This window comes from Phyllobacterium sp. P30BS-XVII, from assembly GCF_014138335.1.
Taxonomy (GTDB): Bacteria; Pseudomonadota; Alphaproteobacteria; order Rhizobiales; family Rhizobiaceae; genus Phyllobacterium; species Phyllobacterium meliloti.
Genome location: NZ_JACGXO010000006.1, coordinates 232713 through 249615 on the forward strand (window position 1 = coordinate 232713; position 16903 = coordinate 249615).

The 16903-nt window shown below is 56.1% G+C and carries 13 protein-coding genes; 4 read left to right on the top strand and 9 right to left on the bottom strand.

Annotation, left to right across the window (positions count from 1 at the left end; translation table 11 throughout):
- Positions 1–9 precede the first annotated feature (9 nt).
- On the top strand, positions 10–729 hold the full coding sequence (locus tag FHW17_RS17900) for a DUF599 family protein (protein WP_112529275.1): 720 nt from the start codon (positions 10–12) through the stop codon (positions 727–729).
- On the opposite strand, the gene FHW17_RS17905 is transcribed toward FHW17_RS17900, so the two are convergent.
- The gene (locus tag FHW17_RS17905) at positions 724–1923 is read right to left on the bottom strand and encodes an MFS transporter (RefSeq protein WP_112529319.1); all 1200 of its coding nucleotides are present in this window, start codon (positions 1921–1923) and stop codon (positions 724–726) included. The two genes, FHW17_RS17900 and FHW17_RS17905, sit on opposite strands and share 6 nt — an antisense overlap.
- A 214-nt stretch (positions 1924–2137) precedes the next feature.
- Here FHW17_RS17905 and FHW17_RS17910 point away from each other — a divergent pair, with 214 nt between their 5' ends.
- A complete protein-coding gene (locus FHW17_RS17910; RefSeq protein ID WP_112529273.1) occupies positions 2138–3112 on the top strand; it encodes a DUF1624 domain-containing protein in 975 nt (324 codons plus the stop codon).
- A gap of 207 nt (positions 3113–3319) precedes the next feature.
- Here FHW17_RS17910 and FHW17_RS17915 read toward each other — a convergent pair whose 3' ends face one another.
- From FHW17_RS17915 to FHW17_RS17940, 6 genes are all read right to left on the bottom strand, one after another.
- A complete protein-coding gene (locus tag FHW17_RS17915; RefSeq protein WP_112529271.1) occupies positions 3320–3706 on the bottom strand; it encodes a MerR family DNA-binding transcriptional regulator in 387 nt (128 codons plus the stop codon).
- 123 nt (positions 3707–3829) lie between these two features.
- Positions 3830–5242: a magnesium transporter gene (mgtE, locus tag FHW17_RS17920; protein ID WP_182510453.1), complete on the bottom strand. Its 1413-nt coding sequence runs from the start codon at positions 5240–5242 to the stop codon at positions 3830–3832.
- A gap of 151 nt (positions 5243–5393) precedes the next feature.
- The gene (locus FHW17_RS17925; protein WP_182510454.1) at positions 5394–6842 is read right to left on the bottom strand and encodes an aldehyde dehydrogenase family protein; all 1449 of its coding nucleotides are present in this window, start codon (positions 6840–6842) and stop codon (positions 5394–5396) included.
- A gap of 143 nt (positions 6843–6985) precedes the next feature.
- Positions 6986–7579: an aminodeoxychorismate/anthranilate synthase component II gene (locus FHW17_RS17930; protein WP_182510455.1), complete on the bottom strand. Its 594-nt coding sequence runs from the start codon at positions 7577–7579 to the stop codon at positions 6986–6988.
- Positions 7576–8979: an aminodeoxychorismate synthase component I gene (gene pabB, locus FHW17_RS17935; protein ID WP_182510456.1), complete on the bottom strand. Its 1404-nt coding sequence runs from the start codon at positions 8977–8979 to the stop codon at positions 7576–7578. The genes FHW17_RS17930 and pabB overlap by 4 nt, the downstream gene beginning before the upstream one ends.
- Before the next feature lie 22 nt (positions 8980–9001).
- The gene (locus FHW17_RS17940) at positions 9002–9427 is read right to left on the bottom strand and encodes an Lrp/AsnC family transcriptional regulator (RefSeq protein ID WP_105732917.1); all 426 of its coding nucleotides are present in this window, start codon (positions 9425–9427) and stop codon (positions 9002–9004) included.
- Between the two features lie 171 nt (positions 9428–9598).
- On the opposite strand from FHW17_RS17940, the gene rocF reads away from it, so the two are divergent.
- Together rocF and rocD are read left to right on the top strand one after the other, a co-directional pair.
- Positions 9599–10588, top strand: coding sequence for an arginase (gene rocF, locus FHW17_RS17945; RefSeq protein ID WP_112529262.1), 990 nt, complete (start codon positions 9599–9601; stop codon positions 10586–10588).
- Positions 10589–10616: 28 nt separating this feature from the next.
- Positions 10617–11825 (top strand): ornithine--oxo-acid transaminase, encoded by a 1209-nt coding sequence (rocD, locus tag FHW17_RS17950; RefSeq protein ID WP_112529317.1) that lies wholly within the window; start codon positions 10617–10619, stop codon positions 11823–11825.
- Between the two features lie 160 nt (positions 11826–11985).
- Here the strand turns inward: rocD and FHW17_RS17955 are convergent, their stop codons facing one another.
- Both FHW17_RS17955 and FHW17_RS17960 read right to left on the bottom strand, forming a co-directional pair.
- A complete protein-coding gene (locus tag FHW17_RS17955) occupies positions 11986–14430 on the bottom strand; it encodes an FAD-dependent oxidoreductase (RefSeq protein WP_182510457.1) in 2445 nt (814 codons plus the stop codon).
- The gene (locus FHW17_RS17960) at positions 14427–16874 is read right to left on the bottom strand and encodes an FAD-dependent oxidoreductase (protein WP_182510458.1); all 2448 of its coding nucleotides are present in this window, start codon (positions 16872–16874) and stop codon (positions 14427–14429) included. The genes FHW17_RS17955 and FHW17_RS17960 overlap by 4 nt, the downstream gene beginning before the upstream one ends.
- Positions 16875–16903 lie beyond the last annotated feature (29 nt).

Here is a 16903-nt window from a genome sequence, read left to right on the forward strand (position 1 = left end):
AGAGCCCGCATGGAATCCGCACGCTTAATGTCCTACTGGGTTGATGCGCTGGCCCTCGCTTATTTCTTTGGCGTCTGGTGCCTCTATTCGCACACGACAGCGAACGGATTTCTCAATCGGCGCTCACTGACATCGGAAATGAATCTGGCAAGGCGGCAATGGATGACCACCATGTCCAGCCGCGAGCTTCGCATGATCGACACCAGCATCATGATTGGGTTGCAGCAAGGCACCGGCTTTTTTGCGTCAACATCGATTCTCGCCATTGGCGGCTGTTTCGGCCTGCTGAATTCATCCGGGCGGGTGGTCACGCTTTTCCACGACATACCGTTTCTGGGCGAGACAACCGAGCGGCTGTTTGAAACCAAAGTTCTCGGCCTGCTGGTTCTCTTCGCCTATGCGTTCTTCAAGTTTGCCTGGGCATACCGGCTGTTCAACTACTGCTCAATTCTGATCGGCGGCGTGCCGATGGCGCGTGACAAGGCGCCTGATGATCCGCAGGTGGTCTTTGCTGTCAACCGGGCGGCAGAGATCAACATTCTGGCTGGCCAGCATTTCAACAGTGGGTTGCGCGGGATATTCTTTTCCATCGGCTATCTCGGATGGTTCCTCGACCCCATATTGTTCATGATCACAACGAGCCTTGTTGCGGTTGTTCTCTTGCGCCGTCAGTTTTTCTCGAACGCCCGCGATGCGCTCATGCGCAATAATGCCGACACCGATTCATAGTCCGCGCGGCAGGTAGCGCCAGACGACAATTGCCGTGAATACCATCAGCATTCCAAGCGCGATGAAAATCGCGCCAAGGCTGAAAAATGTCAGAATAATCGAATAGAAGAACGCTGGTAAAAGCTCGGAGAAATCGAGATAGGTTCGGTAAACCGAGGTCATTTGTGCCCGCTCATGCGGATGAACCGCGCGAATGAATGTCGTTGACGCCAGCGTATCCAGCGCGACACAGAAAAAAGCGCCGGTCAGCAGCATGAGCGCGGCAATCATCGGGAATTTTTCACCGGCAAGTCCGGCACCGGCCAGCGCCAATGCCAGAAGGACGAAGACACCTGAAATCGTCCGCATCAAACCCTTGGCCATGCCAACCTTGCCCCATAGGATCGACCCGAGCAGAAACAGGTTGCCAAGCGATACGAGCAGACCACCCGCAAGCTTGCCCTGCCCCGTCGCCACCATGAGAATAGGGCCATAGACAAAGAACGTGCTCCAGTAGCACGACCGCGAGAATGCAATGAGCCATGCCAGCCGCAGACGTGGCTGGGCAACAAACCGCCTGACATTGGCAATGGGATTGGCGGCGCGGCTCGGACCTTTCTGCAGGGCCGGATTGTCGCTCAGGCGGAAATACCAGAACAACGTCAGCAGCAGCAGGGAGAAGCCTATTGAAAGCAGGAACGGCGCGATCATGCCCATCGTGCTGTAGAGGAAAACGCCAAGGAATGGCCCCGCTGTCCACGCAACGGTGGCCGTTGCCATGCGCACGGATTCGGCGCGGACCAGTTCGCCCCTCTTGATATGATCCATGATGTAGAGGCTTAGCGTGATCGACAATGCGCCCGCGCCAAAAGTGCGCAGGAAAAGCCCAGCCGCCTGTCCCGGCACCGTATCCAGCGCAAAGGCAGCGCAGCCGAGCATCAGCGACACCGCACCAGATGTATAGACCCAGCGGCGCGGAATGCGGACAATCAGCAGCGGAATGGATAGTGTCACCATCAATCCGAGCATCGACATGCAGGTGTAAAGGATACTGACGCTGCGTTCGCTCTGCAGCAGATCATAGGTCTGGATCGGCACCACGCTGGTGATAATCGCACGGGCCATGGACTCGATGCCAAAGAGGATCGCAAACACCCGAGCTGTCGGACGTTTGGCCGTACTGATCCAGATAGGATGGCGAACTTGATTGATCACGGGCTTGGCTATCGGGGATGTGCTGATTCGAGCGCCCTTGGACAATCGGACGCCACGCAAGGGATAGCAGTCAATCAAGCGACATAATATGTCTGTTTCACTGAAACTGTTGAAATAAGTGCGAAATGTTGCCCATCCAACCCATCGGAAAGCCGTGGATTTTGTTTTCCAACTCCCTTAGCTTGCACCAAGTTGCATTAATCGAGATTCCCGTATGAGCCAGACCGAGACGTTGACCCAGCCCGCCAAATCCCGTCTTGGCAAGCTGGACCTTCTGCGCGGGATCGCGCTCATCGCCATGGCGACCTACCATACGGGCTGGGATTTCGAGTTTTTCGGCTATATGGAGCCCGGCACCACGGGCCATGGCGCGTGGAAGCTGTATGCCCGCATCATCGCTTCGACCTTTCTCGTACTGGTCGGTTTCAGCCTTGTTCTGGCACATCGCAACGGCATTCGCTGGCGGCCCTTTGGTATCCGCCTTGCGCAGATTGTTGCGGCATCGCTCGCGATCACGCTTGTTACCCGGTATATCACCCCCGATAGTTTTGTGTTTTTCGGCATTCTGCACGAGATTGCCGCCGCCAGCGTGCTCGGCCTGTTGTTCCTGCGCCTTCCGGCCATCGTGATTGCCGTGGCGGCGGCCGCTGTTGTCGCCGCACCGCATTATCTGGCATCGGCCACGTTCGACGCGCCGGTTTTCTGGCCGCTGGGCCTGTCGGAAATGCCAATCCGCTCAAATGATTACGTACCGGTGTTCCCGTGGTTCGGTCCGGTACTCGCCGGAATGGCCCTTGCCAAAACTCTACTGCACTTCAATCTCACGCGAATTTTCGCAGGGAATATCCGTCCTGGCTGGCTCGACCGTGGATTGCGGTTCATCGGCCAGCACAGTCTGGCGTTCTATCTTATCCATCAGCCTGTGCTGATGGGCTGTGTTTTTCTGATTGCACAGGTGTTTCCCCCTGCAACGCTGACGCCACACGAGGTTTTTGACCGGGAATGCACGCGCACCTGTTCCGTGGAGAATGACAAGGCGTTCTGCGAGCGCTTCTGCACCTGCACCATGAGCCAGCTGGAAACGCAGAAGATTTTCGATGATGTCTATGCGGGCAAGCGCACGCAGGACAATGATCCGCAGATACAGGATATTACCGGTATGTGTACCAATGAGGCGATGCAGCCTTAAATGGTGTGGTTCGTGGTTCGACAAGCTCACCATGAGGGAGAGTGTGGATGCAACGATAATCGCGAAGGTTTCGGCATAAATCACAAAGGCTCAGGCACAAAGGTTGGGCATAAGGGTTGCAGAATAAAGCTCCCTTACATCCCCACTCTCCCTCATGGTGAGCCTGTCGAACCACGGAACCACACCACACATCTGAAGATATCTATCTCAGGTATTCACACCCAGCTCTGCCAAGCGCTCAATGCAGGCTTCCTCAACCTGATCGAGTTCCGTCAGTGTCTCTTCAATATCCCGGCGTTTTTGGCGAAGATCAGCACGCTTTTCTTCCACGCGCTTCATCAAAAGGTGCAGTTGACCCATTTCACCCGGTGGCTCGGTGTACATTTGCACGATCTCGTGGATCTCGGCGATGGAAAAGCCGAGGCGCTTGCCGCGAAGGATCTGCTTGAGAAGATGCCGGTCTGATGGACGAAACAGGCGGGTGCGTCCACGGCGAACCGGATGGATCAGCCCCTCGTCCTCGTAAAAGCGCAATGTCCGCGTCGAAACGCCAAACTCCCGCGTCAGCTCAGTAATGGAATAATATTCGCGCATGACAGACACTGCTCTGTTTCTCTTTATTTCACACGAATGTTTGGCCACGCAATTACGTAAAAGTCAATTGCACCTTTGTTCGCACAAATGAACGTTGGTCACAAACCTTACGTAAGAGGCGTTTCAACCCAGTGCAAACCACCAGGTTGCCAATCCCAAAAATGAGAAAAAGCCGACAACGTCGGTTACAGTCGTTACAAAAACCGCCGATGAAATAGCCGGATCAGCTCCGAACTTGTCGAGCAGCAAGGGAATCAGGATGCCACCCAGTGCCGCCGCCATCATGTTGATGATCATGGCTGTGGCGATAATTCCGCCAAGTTCGGCGCTCTGGAACCAAAGGCCTGCCACCATGGCGATCAATAGCGCGAACACCATGCCGTTAATCAGGCCAACCGAAGCCTCGCGGCGGATGATGCGGCCCGCATTGTAGATGTCCATGTGCCGGGTCGCCAAAGCGCGCACGGTGACGGTCATGGTCTGGGTCGCCGCGTTGCCGCCCATTGATGCTACGATTGGCATAAGGACCGCAAGCGCAACCATCTGCTGGATCGTACCGTCGAACAGCCCGATGATGGATGCGGACAGAAACGCGGTGAACAGATTGACGACCAGCCATGGCGTGCGTGAACGGGATGTTGAAAAGACCGAGTCGGAAAGTTCTTCGTCGCCGACGCCGCCGAGGCGCATGATATCCTCTTCGGCCTCTTCCTGAATAACGTCGACGATGTTCTCAATGGTCAGCACGCCCACGAGCCGCTCATTCTCATCAACAACGGCTGCAGATAGAAGATCGTACTGTTCAAAGATTTGCGCCGCTTCTTCCTGATCCATGGTCGCAGGAATGGCGTGACGCGTCTCGTGCATGATCTCGTCGATCTTCGCATCACGACCGGCGCGCAGGATACGATCAAGATCAATGGCACCGAGCAACCGGAACATCGGGTCGATGACGAAAATCTGCGAAAAGGATTCAGGCAAATCCGCGTTATTGCGCATGTAGTCGATGGTCTGTCCGACGGTCCAGAATGGTGGAACCGCAACAAACTCCGTCTGCATACGGCGACCGGCGGTTTCTTCCGGATAGCCGAGAGAGCGACGAAGGCGAACGCGTTCGGTAAATGGCAGCTGCGCCAGAATCTCGTCGCGGTCTTCCTGGTCAAGATCCTCAAGAATGTAGACCGCGTCATCGGAATCAAGGTCCTGAACCGCTTCAGCGATCTGCTGATTCGGCATGGCGTCGACGATTTCGAGGCGCACGGCCTCGTCGACTTCCGTCAGTGATGCGAAATCGAATTCATCGCCAAGAAGCTCGATGAGTGCCGAGCGCTGCTCTGATTGCAACGCCTCGAGCACATGGCCGAGTTCGGACTGGTGCAGCTTGCCGACGTGGGACCGCAGAAACAGAACATCGCGATCCGCAATGGCGGCGCCGACACGGGCAAGATAGGAAGAGCGGACAGCGCCGTCTTCGCCGTAAATGTCGACGTCCCGCTCTTCATCGGCGGACTGAGGCAATGTTTCAGTTTCGTCCATCGGTCCGCACCTGCCTTCCTGACATGTCGTACACTGTCAGACTGTCAGTTAGCCCATAACCCCTGAAATCCAAATCGAATTCTGCAGGATTATGCGCAATTTCAGAGGGTTACTACTACCCTGCTCAACCATTGGACGCAAAGCACTGATATCAGGCGGCGCTGTCTTCCCAGCCGCTGATTGCCTTGACCTCAAGAAAGTCTTCCAGTCCCCAATGACCGCCCTCACGGCCAATGCCGGACTGCTTGTAGCCGCCGAAAGGTGCGTCTGCCTTATGCGAAGCGCCGTTCACACGAACCATACCGGCACGCAGCTGTTTCGACACGCGTTTGATCCGTTCACGATCACCCGATTGAATATAGGCGGCGAGCCCATAAGGCGTGTCATTGGCGATTTCGACGGCCTCTTCTTCCGTGTCGAACGGGATCATGGCAAGCACCGGTCCAAAGATTTCTTCACGGGCAATCGTCATATCGTTGTTTACATCAGCAAACACGGTTGGACGAACGAAATAGCCGCGATTGAAACCTTCCGGACGGCCAGTACCACCGGCAATCAGGCGCGCACCTTCCTTGATGCCCTGCTCAATCAGGCCCTGTACCTTGTTGAACTGTGCTTCGGAAACGAGCGGGCCCATATGGTCGCCATCCTTTGCCGGATCGCCAACCACGGTCGCCTTGGCTGTGGCGGCAGCCACTTCCGTTGCCTTGGCGTAAACCGAGCGTTCCACCAGCATGCGCGTTGGCGCATTGCAGGACTGGCCCGTATTGTTGAAAACATGCAGAACGCCGCGCGCGACCGCAGCTTCAACATCGCTGTCGGCAAAAACAATATTGGGTGACTTGCCGCCAAGTTCCAGCGACACGCGCTTGACCGTATCGGCAGCTGCCTTGGTGACGGCAATGCCTGCGCGGGTCGAGCCGGTGAAGGACATCATGTCGATACCCGGATGTGCAGACATGGCAGCACCGACCGACGGGCCATCGCCATTGACCATGTTGAAAACACCAGCCGGCAGGCCCGACGCATCGATCATTTCGGCAAATACAACTGACGAGATCGGTGCAATTTCAGAAGGCTTGAGCACAACGGTGCAACCGGCAGCGATAGCAGGCACAACCTTGAGGATGACCTGATTCATTGGCCAGTTCCATGGTGTGATCAGGCCGCAAACCCCGATTGGTTCATAGGCGATCAGGACATTCCTGTTGTGTTCATCCAATGGCCGTTCGAATTTGAAATCCCTCAGAGCGCGCATGAAAGCCTTGAGGTGGCTGGTGCCCGAGGCCGCCTGCTCTTCCAGCGCCATTTTGATCGGCGCACCCATTTCCGAGGAAATCGCCTGCGCCATATCGTTGATACGCGCTTCATAGACAGCGGTCAGGCGTTCAAGCCACGCGATACGCTCTTCGCGGCTTGTCACGCTCCATGTGGTAAATGCCTTGCGTGCCGCAGCAACGGCAGCATCGACATCGGCGGCTGATCCAACCGAAATGACGGCAAATGCCTGCTCATCGGCAGGATTGATGACTTCAAGGTCTCTGGCCACGGCTGGAGCTGTCCATTTTCCATTGATATAGAAATCGGTCTTGCGAAGCATGGTTGGTCTCCTGCCTGTGGGATGTTGATTGAGAGCTGGTCGATGCCGCTCATTGTTCGATTGAAGGTGTAGCCGATGAATAGGTTGCCAGCCAACAGCAATATCGAACAAAGAGGCGAAAATAGCGGCGTACTCTTATCGGTTCACGATTTCTTCCGCTGATGGAACTGACGGCCAAGGCGCAGGAAATTGCCCAGCATTGCATGGCCATATTCCGTCAGCACCGATTCCGGATGAAACTGTACGCCAAAGGTCGGGTGCTCATTGTGTGCGAGCCCCATGATTTCGCCCTTGTCCGAACGTGCTGTTACAGTGAGCGCGGCGGTGTTTTCATCGGCAACGACAATAAGCGAATGGTAACGCCCTGCCTTGAATGGGCTTGGCAGTCCCTTGAACACCCCTGTTCCATCGTGCTGGATCAGTGATGAACGGCCATGCATAGGCTCTTGCGCCCGCAAAACCCTGCCACCAAAGGCTTCGCCAATGCACTGGTGGCCAAGGCAGATGCCCAGAATAGGAAGCGTACCGCTGAACTTTTCAATGATGGCCAGCGACTGGCCCGCTTCATGCGGTCCGCATGGTCCCGGCGAAATAACGAGAGCCGAGGGCTTTAGCGTTTCAATGTCGGCAATCGAGATCGCATCATTGCGTACAACCTGCGTCTCCTCGCCAAGTTCGGCAAAATAGCGCGCCACGGTGAAAACGAACGAATCGTAATTATCAATGATGAGGATCATGACCCGATATCTCCGGCCATATCGAACACATCGAAAATCCGCACCGCCTTATCGAGCGTCTCCTGATATTCCGCTGCCGGATCGGATAGCGCCGTGATACCTCCACCCGCCTGAAATACAGCCTTGGCACCCTGAAACAGCACTGTGCGGATAGCGATATTGGTATCCATATTGCCATTGAAGCCGATAAAGCCGATCGAACCGCAATAAATGCCCCGCGCGACATGTTCGGTTTCCGTGATGATCTCCATCGCCCGCAATTTTGGTGCGCCGGTGATCGAACCGCCGGGGAATGCCGCGCGGATCAGGTCGGGCAATGTCCTGTCATCGGCCAGACGGCCCGTCACCACGGAAACCAGATGATGCACACTGGCATAGGATTCCAGACCGCACAGCACAGGCGTTAGAACAGAATGGGGATTGCAGACGCGCGAAAGGTCGTTGCGCATCAGATCAACAATCATCAGGTTTTCAGCGCGATCCTTTTCCGAAGCCAGCAGTTCATCCGCGTGCTGCCGGTCGATGTCAGGATCAGCCGAGCGCGGCACTGTTCCCTTGATTGGCCGTGTTTCAACATTCCTGCCGCGCACCGACAAAAACCTCTCCGGCGAACTTGAGGCTATCACCAGATCGTCATGTTCAAGATAGGCGGCAAATGTTGCAGCATTGCGCTGGCGCAAGGCTTTGTAGAACGACCAGACGGGATAATCATCAGGAAGATCAGCGCTAAAGCGCTGCGCGATGTTGGCCTGAAAAATATCGCCGTCGAGAATGTATTCAACCACCCCAGCGACAGCCCGCATATAGGCCTCACGCTCGAAATTGGATTGCCAGACTTCTCGCGCAATGCGCGGTCTTGGAGAGCTGTGCTGTCCCAGTTGTTTTTCGAGCGCGGCAAAGAAGGCGTCCGAACGCTCTACGGCACGAGCCGTCCGTTGTTCCCCCGCCTGCTCCGGCAAGCCCGATGAAACCAGCCAGACCTTTTGTTTCAGATGATCGAAGGCAAGAACGACATCATAAAAACTCCAGACCGCATCCGGAACGTCGCCTTGCGGCTGCTTTACCGGTTCGGGAAGATTTTCCAGCAAGCGTCCGAATTCATAGGAAAAATAACCGATTGCTCCACCGTGGAACGGGGGAAGATCGGGCTGATCCTCGAGCCGGTACAGGTCCAGATAATAGGAGAGCGCCTCCAGTGGCGGAAGTTGCGATGCTTCATCGTTCCAGTGGACTACACCGTCTCTTACCGCCAGTTTTCCGAAGGGATCGGCGGCCACATAGGAATAACGGCCAAGCTGGTCATGACGCATGGCACTGTCGAGAAAGCTCAAGCCGCCGAATGGCCTGAGGCGTTCGGCGGCTTCTACAGGTTCCAGCCATGGAATTTCCCGGATATACATCCGTTGCTATCTCCCGGTGATTTCACCCGCTTTTGCGGGTTGAAAGAAGGATACTTGTCTCGGTCAGGGTGATTCCGTCAATATGGCGAATGTCCCGCAAAGTATGATCGAAGGCTTCAAGGGTTTCGACTTCGATTTCCGCGACAATATCCCAACGTCCATTGGTCGTATGCAGCGCGCGAATCTCGGGAAATCCCTGCAGACGGCGGATAACTTTCTCCGCACCTTGGCCCGCCACTTCGATCATGGCAATGGCACGCACACCATAAACACCCGCCCCGGCTTTCAGCGTCACGGTAAAACCCTGAATGGTGCCATCAGTTGTCAGCTTGTCGACGCGTGCGCGGACGGTGGCGCGCGAAATACCCAGCAATGTTGCCATCGACGAAACGGGCATGCGGCAATCATCCCGGAGCAAAGACAGCAATCGGCGGTCGAGATCATCCATATCATATTCCAATTTGTACAATTCTGTTGCGCAATCTGCACATTAAGTTGCGCATTTCTATCAGGATGCTGTCTATTTGTCACCGCCTCGGGCTGGCAGTATACTGGCGCTTACGGAGAAAACTCCGGCTTCCATCTATTGACCAATTGAACGCGAAAGTGGCGCTTGTTGATGAACATGCTCGGCAAATTTGAGAACGACCCAAAACAGAAATTGATGATTGTCGGCGCCCCTATCGAGGAAGGCGCCGGTCGTCTCGGTGCCCTGATGGGACCTGCGGCGCTGCGCACTGCCGGTCTCGTCCGCACATTGGAAGAAATGGGCCATCCTGTTGATGATCATGGCGACCTTCGCCTGCCCGATGTACTGCCCGTCGTCCCGCCAGTTGCCGGTCTTGCTCACTACATCGAAAAGATTGCCGCGTGGTCGCGTATGCTCTGCGTTGAGACCTATGAAGCGATGAAGGCGGGGGAATTTCCGGTTATTCTCGGTGGCGACCATTCCCTTTCCATGGGTTCCGTCGCTGGTGTTGCCCGCTACTGTCAGGAAAACAATCGCGAACTCTTCGTGCTCTGGCTCGATGCCCATTCGGATTTCAACACACCCGCCACATCGCCATCGGGCAATATGCATGGCATGTCTGCGGCGCTCCTGTGCAACGAACCTGGCCTTGAAGGCGTGTTTGGCGATGAGCCGCATGGCCTGATCAAACCTGAAAACCTGCATCTTTTCGGCATTCGCTCCATCGATACGGTCGAGCGGAAGCTGCTGCGTGAACGCGGCATTGATGTCATCGACATGCGCCAGATCGATGAGTTCGGCGTGGCCAAGCTGATGCGCCGCATCATTGAACGCGTGCAAAAGGCCAATGGCATCCTGCATGTCAGCTTTGACGTGGATTTCATCGATCCATCGCTCGCACCCGGTGTCGGCACGACAGTTCCCGGCGGCGCGACCTATCGCGAAGCGCATCTCGCCATGGAAATGCTGCACGATTCCGGCGTTGTCGGTTCGCTCGATATCGTTGAACTTAACCCGTTTCTCGATGATCGCGGCAAGAGCGCCATGCTGCTTGTCGATCTCGTCGCCAGCCTGTTCGGCCGGCAGATTTATGAACGGCCCGCCCAGTCAGACCAGAGCACCACTGCTCTCAACGTATAAGAAAATTGGCAAATAGGAGGATATTTTGCTGCAGACAGCCGCCCAACTGATTTCGACCGAGTCCCGTCTTGGCGCTCATAATTACAAGCCGCTTGATGTGGTTCTGTCGCGCGGTGAAGGCGTGCATGTCTGGGATATCGATGGCAATCGTTATCTCGATTGCCTCTCGGCCTATTCGGCTGTCAATCAGGGCCATTGCCATCCCAAAATCCTCCGCGCAATGACTGAACAGGCATCAAAGCTCACGCTGACCTCACGCGCGTTTCGCAATGACCAGTTGGCTTTGTTCTACGAGGAACTGGCGGCGCTCACAGGCTCGCACAAGATTTTGCCGATGAACAGCGGCGCCGAAGCCGTCGAGACTGCCATCAAGGCCGTTCGCAAATGGGGCTATGAGGTCAAGGGCGTGCCAGAGAATGCCGCCGAGATCATCGTCTGTTCCGATAATTTTCATGGCCGCACCATGGGTATCGTCGGTTTCAGCACTGACCCATCGGCGCGAGAGAACTTTGGCCCTTTTGCGCCGGGCTTCAAGGTCGTGCCATTCGGCGATATTGATGCGTTTGCGGCAGCACTGACACCCAATACGGTGGCTTTCCTCGTTGAGCCTATTCAGGGTGAAGCCGGTGTCAAAATCCCGCCAAAGGGTTATTTCCCCAAGGTGCGCGAACTTTGCACTGAAAATAACGTCACGCTGATCCTCGATGAAATCCAGACGGGCCTTGGCCGTACCGGTGCCCTGCTTGCCGAGCAGCATGAGGCTATCGAAGCGGATGTCACGCTGATCGGCAAGGCATTGTCAGGCGGTTTTTATCCGGTTTCAGCTGTGCTTTCGAACAGCGATGTGCTCGGCGTTCTGAAACCCGGTCAGCATGGAAGCACATTTGGCGGCAATCCGCTTGCCTGCGCCATCGCCCGGGCAGCGCTGCGCGTGCTGACTGAAGAGAATATGATTGAAAATTCGCGCATCGAAGGTGAATATTTCCTGCAGCAGCTCAAGGGCATCCGCAGCAATATTGTGCGTGAAGTACGTGGTCGTGGCCTGATGCTGGCGATTGAGCTGCATCCGGAAGCCGGTGGTGCCAACCGGTTCTGCTACGAGTTGAAGGAACGCGGAATTCTGGCCAAGGATACCCATGGCGATACGATCCGCATTGCCCCGCCGCTGGTGATCACGCGCAATCAGGTGGATTGGGCGCTGGAACAGTTCGATGAAGTGCTAACCAGCATGAATTGAGGACGACACCCTCCTTCTCCGTCATCCTCGGGTCAAGCCCGAGGATGACGGAAAGGGAGGCGTTGCAACGCTATTTGCCAACGTTGCAGAACCTAGGCTCCCTGCAATCCACCAATCTCCCTCATGGTGAGCTTGTCGAACCACGAACTACACATCTTTCTTACATCCTCACCCGCTCAGCCTTGGGATCATACATTGGCTTCAGCGAAGCCTCGGCTTTCACGCGCTCTCCGGCAATCTCGATCTCATAGACGGATGAAAGCACCTCTTCTTCGCTCTCGCCCTTGCTGGCGACATAGCCAAGGCCAATTGCACCGCGGAGATGATGCCCGTAATTGCCTGAGGTGATCGTTCCGACAATCTCGCCATCGCGCACAATGGCTTCGTTGTGGAACAGCAACGGTTCGGGATCAGTAAGGCGGAATTGCACCAGCCGGCGATCCAGCCCATTCTCTTTCTTCCTCAACACCGCATCGCGGCCGATGAATTCACCCTTGGCGGTTTTGACGGCGAAGCCGAGCCCTGCCTCCAGAACGTGATCCTCATCGGTGATATCATGGCCGAAATGGCGGAAAGCCTTTTCGATGCGGCAGGAATCCAGCGTATGCAGGCCGCAAAGCTTCAAGCCAAGCTCCTGCCCTGCCTCTTCCAAAGCCTCGAAAACATGGGCGGTCTGGTCAGATGATACATAAAGTTCCCAGCCGAGTTCGCCGACATAGGTGACGCGATGCGCCCGCGCCAATCCCATGCCAATCTCGATTTCCCGTGCTGTTGCGAAGGGATGACCTATGTTGGAGAAATCATTTGGGCTGATCTTTTCGATGAGGTCGCGGGATTTCGGCCCCATCAGGCAAAGCACGGATTCCGCCGCCGTCACATCGGTGACGACAACAAACTCGTCTTTGAGGTGTTTGCGCATCCAGGCGAGATCGCGTTGCAGCGTCGCGCCCGGAACCACCGCAAAGAATGCTGTTTCCGACAGGCGTGTGATGGTCAAATCGCTTTCAATGCCGCCGCGATTATTCAGCATCTGCGTGTAAACAATTCTGCCCGGTTCGACATCAAGCTGGTTGGCGCAGAGCTTTTGCAGGAAAGCGAGTGCATCGCGGCCCTCAATACAGATTTTGCCGAATGACGTCATGTCGAACAGACCGACACCACCGCGCACCGCCAAATGTTCCCCACGCTGGTTGTCGAACCAGTTCTGGCGCTTCCACGAATAGCGATACTCCCGCTCCTGACCGGGTTTTGCAAACCAGTTGGCGCGCTCCCAGCCCGCTACCTCGCCAAACACCGCACCGCGATCCTTCAGATGCTGATGTAGCGGCGATCTGCGCACATTGCGCGATGTCGCCATCTGCCTGTAGGGAAAATGGTCGGCATAGAGCAGGCCAAGTGTCTCGGAGACACGTTCCTTCAGATAGCGTCGGTTCTTCTGGAATGGCTGGGCACGGCGGATATCGACTTCCCAGAGATCGAAAGGCGCTTCACCATCGTGAATCCACTGCGCCAGCGCCATGCCAGCGCCACCCGACGAAACGATACCAATCGAATTATAACCTGCCGCAACCCAATAGCCGCCAAGCTCCGGCGCTTCGCCGAGATAATAGCGATCATCCGGGGTGAAACTCTCAGGACCATTGAAAAAGGTATGAATGCCCGCCGTGCCGAGCATCGGCATGCGGTTAACGCCCATTTCAAGGATTGGCTCAAAATGCTCGAAATCCTCTGGCAGTTGATCAAAGCAGAAATCCTCGGAAATGCCGTTCATGCCCCAAGGTTTCGCCACGGGTTCGAAGGCACCGAGCATCATTTTTCCGGCATCTTCCTTGTAATAGGCGCACTCATCGGGAACGCGCAGCACCGGAAGTCGTCCAAGCCCTTGAATGGCTTCGGTGACAAGATAAAAATGCTCGCAGGCATGTAGCGGCACCGTGACGCCAGACATCGAAGCGAGATCACGCGCCCACATCCCGGCGCAATTGATCACCACATCGGTTTCAATCGTGCCATGTTCCTGGCCCTTGGCCCATGAAACGCCCGACACCCGGCCATTCTTTTTGCTGATATCGGTGACTTTCACATTCTCGAATATTTTTGCGCCGCGTTGTCTCGCGCCCTTGGCCAGCGCCATGGCGATATTGGCTGGATCGCATTGCCCGTCCAGCGGCAAATGCACTGCACCAACCACATCCGAGATATTAAGATGCGGGTACATCTCTTTGACTTCATTTGGAGAAATCTCGCGCACATCAACATTGAAGGCACGCGCAAGTGATGCCTGCCGGTAAATCTCGTGCTTACGCTCTTCCGTCAGGGCGACGGTGATCGATCCCACCTGCCGCATGCCCGTGGCAACGCCGGTTTCCTCCTCGAGCTTCACATAAAGATCGGCTGAATATTTGGCGAGGCGCGTCATGTTCTGCGAGGCACGCAACTGGCCGATCAGGCCAGCGGCATGCCAAGTGGTGCCCGATGTCAGTTGTTTGCGCTCCAAAAGGACGATATCCGTCCAGCCGAGTTTCGCCAGATGATAGGCCACGGAACAGCCGGAAACACCACCGCCGATGATGACAGCCCGGGCTTTCGAGGGGAGCGAACTCATGCGCGGATTCTTTCGTTATTGGGGTCCCAGAGCGGTTGATCTGGGTGAACGGTGGCCTTGAAGCGCTCGCCGAAAATCTCGACTTCGACTTCCGTGCCGGGTTCGGTGAGTTCGGTTTTGAGCATGCCAAGGGCTATGGATTTATCGATCCGGTGGCCCCAGCCACCCGATGTGGTTTCACCCACAATGCTGCCCTTGTGCCAAAGCGTCGACATGTAAGGCGCATCACAATCACCGGCATCGACGGTCAACGTGACGAACCGCTTTGTGACGCCCCGCTGCTTTTCGCTTTCCAGCGCGGCTTTGCCAAGAAAGTCGGGCTTCTCCCATTTGATGAAGCGTTCGAGCCCGCTTTGCAGCGGCGTATAATCAGTGGAAAGATCGCCCTTCCAGGCGCGATAACCTTTTTCCAGCCGCAGCGAGTCGAGCGCATACATGCCGAACGGCTTTAGGCCATATGGTTGCCCCGCCCGCCAGACCGCATCGAAGATTGCTGCAGTGTCAGCAATCTTGCTGTGGATCTCCCAGCCAAGTTCTCCGGCAAAGGAAACACGCACCAGCTGGCAATAGTGCCCGGCAATCTGCGTTGTCTGGTGCGACAACCACGATTTTGTCAGGTCCGCATCACAGATACCGGCAAAGAGATCGCGGGCTTTGGGGCCCGTGACGATCTGGCAGGAAAATTCCTCCGTGACATTGCTGATTGTGATGGAGCTGCCCCTGGGTAGATGGTTTTGCAACCATTCAAGATCATGCCATTCAGCAACACCTGCGGTGATCAGGAAAAACACGTCCTCATCCAGCGCCATGATCGACATTTCGGTGACGACCCGGCCCTTGGTATCAGCGAAATAGCCAAGGCCTATGCGGCCCGGTTTTGGCACCAGACCGGTAATCAGGCTCGCAAGCCAGTCACGCGCACCCGCACCGCTCACCTTGAAGCGGGAAAAGCCGGGCAGATCGAGAATACCGACCGCATCGCGCACCGCATGGCATTCTTCGCGGATACGCTGCTGCCACGGGCCTTCGCGCGTAAATGTCTGGGTGGATTCCTCCGACGTATCGTCGCCGGGCTGCGCATACCAGTTTGCCCGCTCCCAGCCATTATAGACGCCGAATTGCGCGCCGAGCTTGGCAATACGATCATGCAATGGGGAAAGCTTTTTGTTGCGCCCGGCTGGCCATGTGTGGCGTGGGAAATGAATGGCATATTCGTGGCCGTAGACTTCAACACCCTTGGCCACACTGTAATCATGATCGGCAAAGGCAGTGAAACGCCGTGGATCGCAGGACCACATATCCCATTCCGTCGCGCCTTCCGTCACCCATTCGGCCAGCACCTTGCCCGCGCCGCCCGCCTGCGCAATGCCGAAGGTGAAAACACAGGCTTCAAACGCATTGGGAACACCGGGCATAGGCCCGATCAACGGATTACCATCAGGCGCATAGGGTATCGGACCATTGATGACCTTTGACAGGCCAGCCGTTCCGAGAATGGGCACGCGGGCAATGGCATCGTTGAGATGCCAGTCGAGCCGTTCCAGATCATCGGGGAAAAGCTGGAAGGAAAAATCATCCGGCATCGGATCATCTGATGTTGCCCAATGCGCCCGGCAATTGCGCTCATAGGGGCCAAGATTCATGCCGTTCTTTTCCTGCCGGAGATAGTAGGAGGAATCCACGTCACGCAGCAGCGGCAGTTTGTGCCCCTGCTCGCGGCTCCATGCGGCAATTTCGGGGATTTCATCGAATAGCAGATATTGGTGGCTCATGACCATCATCGGCACATCACGGCCAAACAGCCTGCCGATTTCCTGCGCGCGGTATCCGGCCGCATTCACCACATATTCACAGCGGATTTCGCCCTGCGGCGTGGAAATCACCCATTCATCGCCATCGCGCCGTGCGGCGGTTACAGGGCAAAAGCGGATGATTTTTGCACCCATATCGCGCGCGCCCTTGGCCAGAGCCTGCGTCAGCTGGGCGGGATCAATATCGCCGTCATTGGGATCGTAGAGCGCGCCTTCCAGATCATGGGTCGACAGGAAAGGATAACGTCCGGTGATTTCATCGACACCGAGCACATCAATATCCATGCCTTGGTAGCGGCCCATGCTCTTGACCCGCTGAAACTCGCGCATTCGCTCCTTGCCATGGGCAAGCCGCAGTGATCCCGTAACATGGTAGTTCATGGGATAATCGACTTCCTGCGCCAGCCCCCGATAGAGTTCAGCCGAATAACGCTGCATGTTCATCACAGACCACGAGGCGGAGAAGGTCGGCACATTACCAGCCGCATGCCACGTGGAACCGGATGTCAGCTCGTTCTTTTCCAGAAGCACGCAATCGGTCCATCCAGCCTTGGCCAGATGATACAGGCAGGAGACGCCGATCGCCCCGCCGCCAATGATGACGACCCGCGCCGACGTTGGAAATTCAGACATGCAAAGTCTCCCGTGGTCTTATGCTTTTT

What these genes read in the sequence shown, in the direction of transcription:
- FHW17_RS17900 (WP_112529275.1), top strand. Translation starts at nt 10, where the DNA reads ATGGAATCCGCACGCTTAATGTCCTACTGGGTTGATGCGCTGGCCCTC.
- FHW17_RS17910 (WP_112529273.1), top strand. Translation starts at nt 2,138, where the DNA reads ATGAGCCAGACCGAGACGTTGACCCAGCCCGCCAAATCCCGTCTTGGC.
- FHW17_RS17915 (WP_112529271.1), bottom strand. Translation starts at nt 3,706, where the DNA reads ATGCGCGAATATTATTCCATTACTGAGCTGACGCGGGAGTTTGGCGTT.
- mgtE (WP_182510453.1), bottom strand. Translation starts at nt 5,242, where the DNA reads ATGGACGAAACTGAAACATTGCCTCAGTCCGCCGATGAAGAGCGGGAC.
- FHW17_RS17925 (WP_182510454.1), bottom strand. Translation starts at nt 6,842, where the DNA reads ATGCTTCGCAAGACCGATTTCTATATCAATGGAAAATGGACAGCTCCA.
- FHW17_RS17930 (WP_182510455.1), bottom strand. Translation starts at nt 7,579, where the DNA reads ATGATCCTCATCATTGATAATTACGATTCGTTCGTTTTCACCGTGGCG.
- pabB (WP_182510456.1), bottom strand. Translation starts at nt 8,979, where the DNA reads ATGTATATCCGGGAAATTCCATGGCTGGAACCTGTAGAAGCCGCCGAA.
- FHW17_RS17940 (WP_105732917.1), bottom strand. Translation starts at nt 9,427, where the DNA reads ATGGATGATCTCGACCGCCGATTGCTGTCTTTGCTCCGGGATGATTGC.
- rocF (WP_112529262.1), top strand. Translation starts at nt 9,599, where the DNA reads ATGAACATGCTCGGCAAATTTGAGAACGACCCAAAACAGAAATTGATG.
- FHW17_RS17955 (WP_182510457.1), bottom strand. Translation starts at nt 14,430, where the DNA reads ATGAGTTCGCTCCCCTCGAAAGCCCGGGCTGTCATCATCGGCGGTGGT.
- FHW17_RS17960 (WP_182510458.1), bottom strand. Translation starts at nt 16,874, where the DNA reads ATGTCTGAATTTCCAACGTCGGCGCGGGTCGTCATCATTGGCGGCGGG.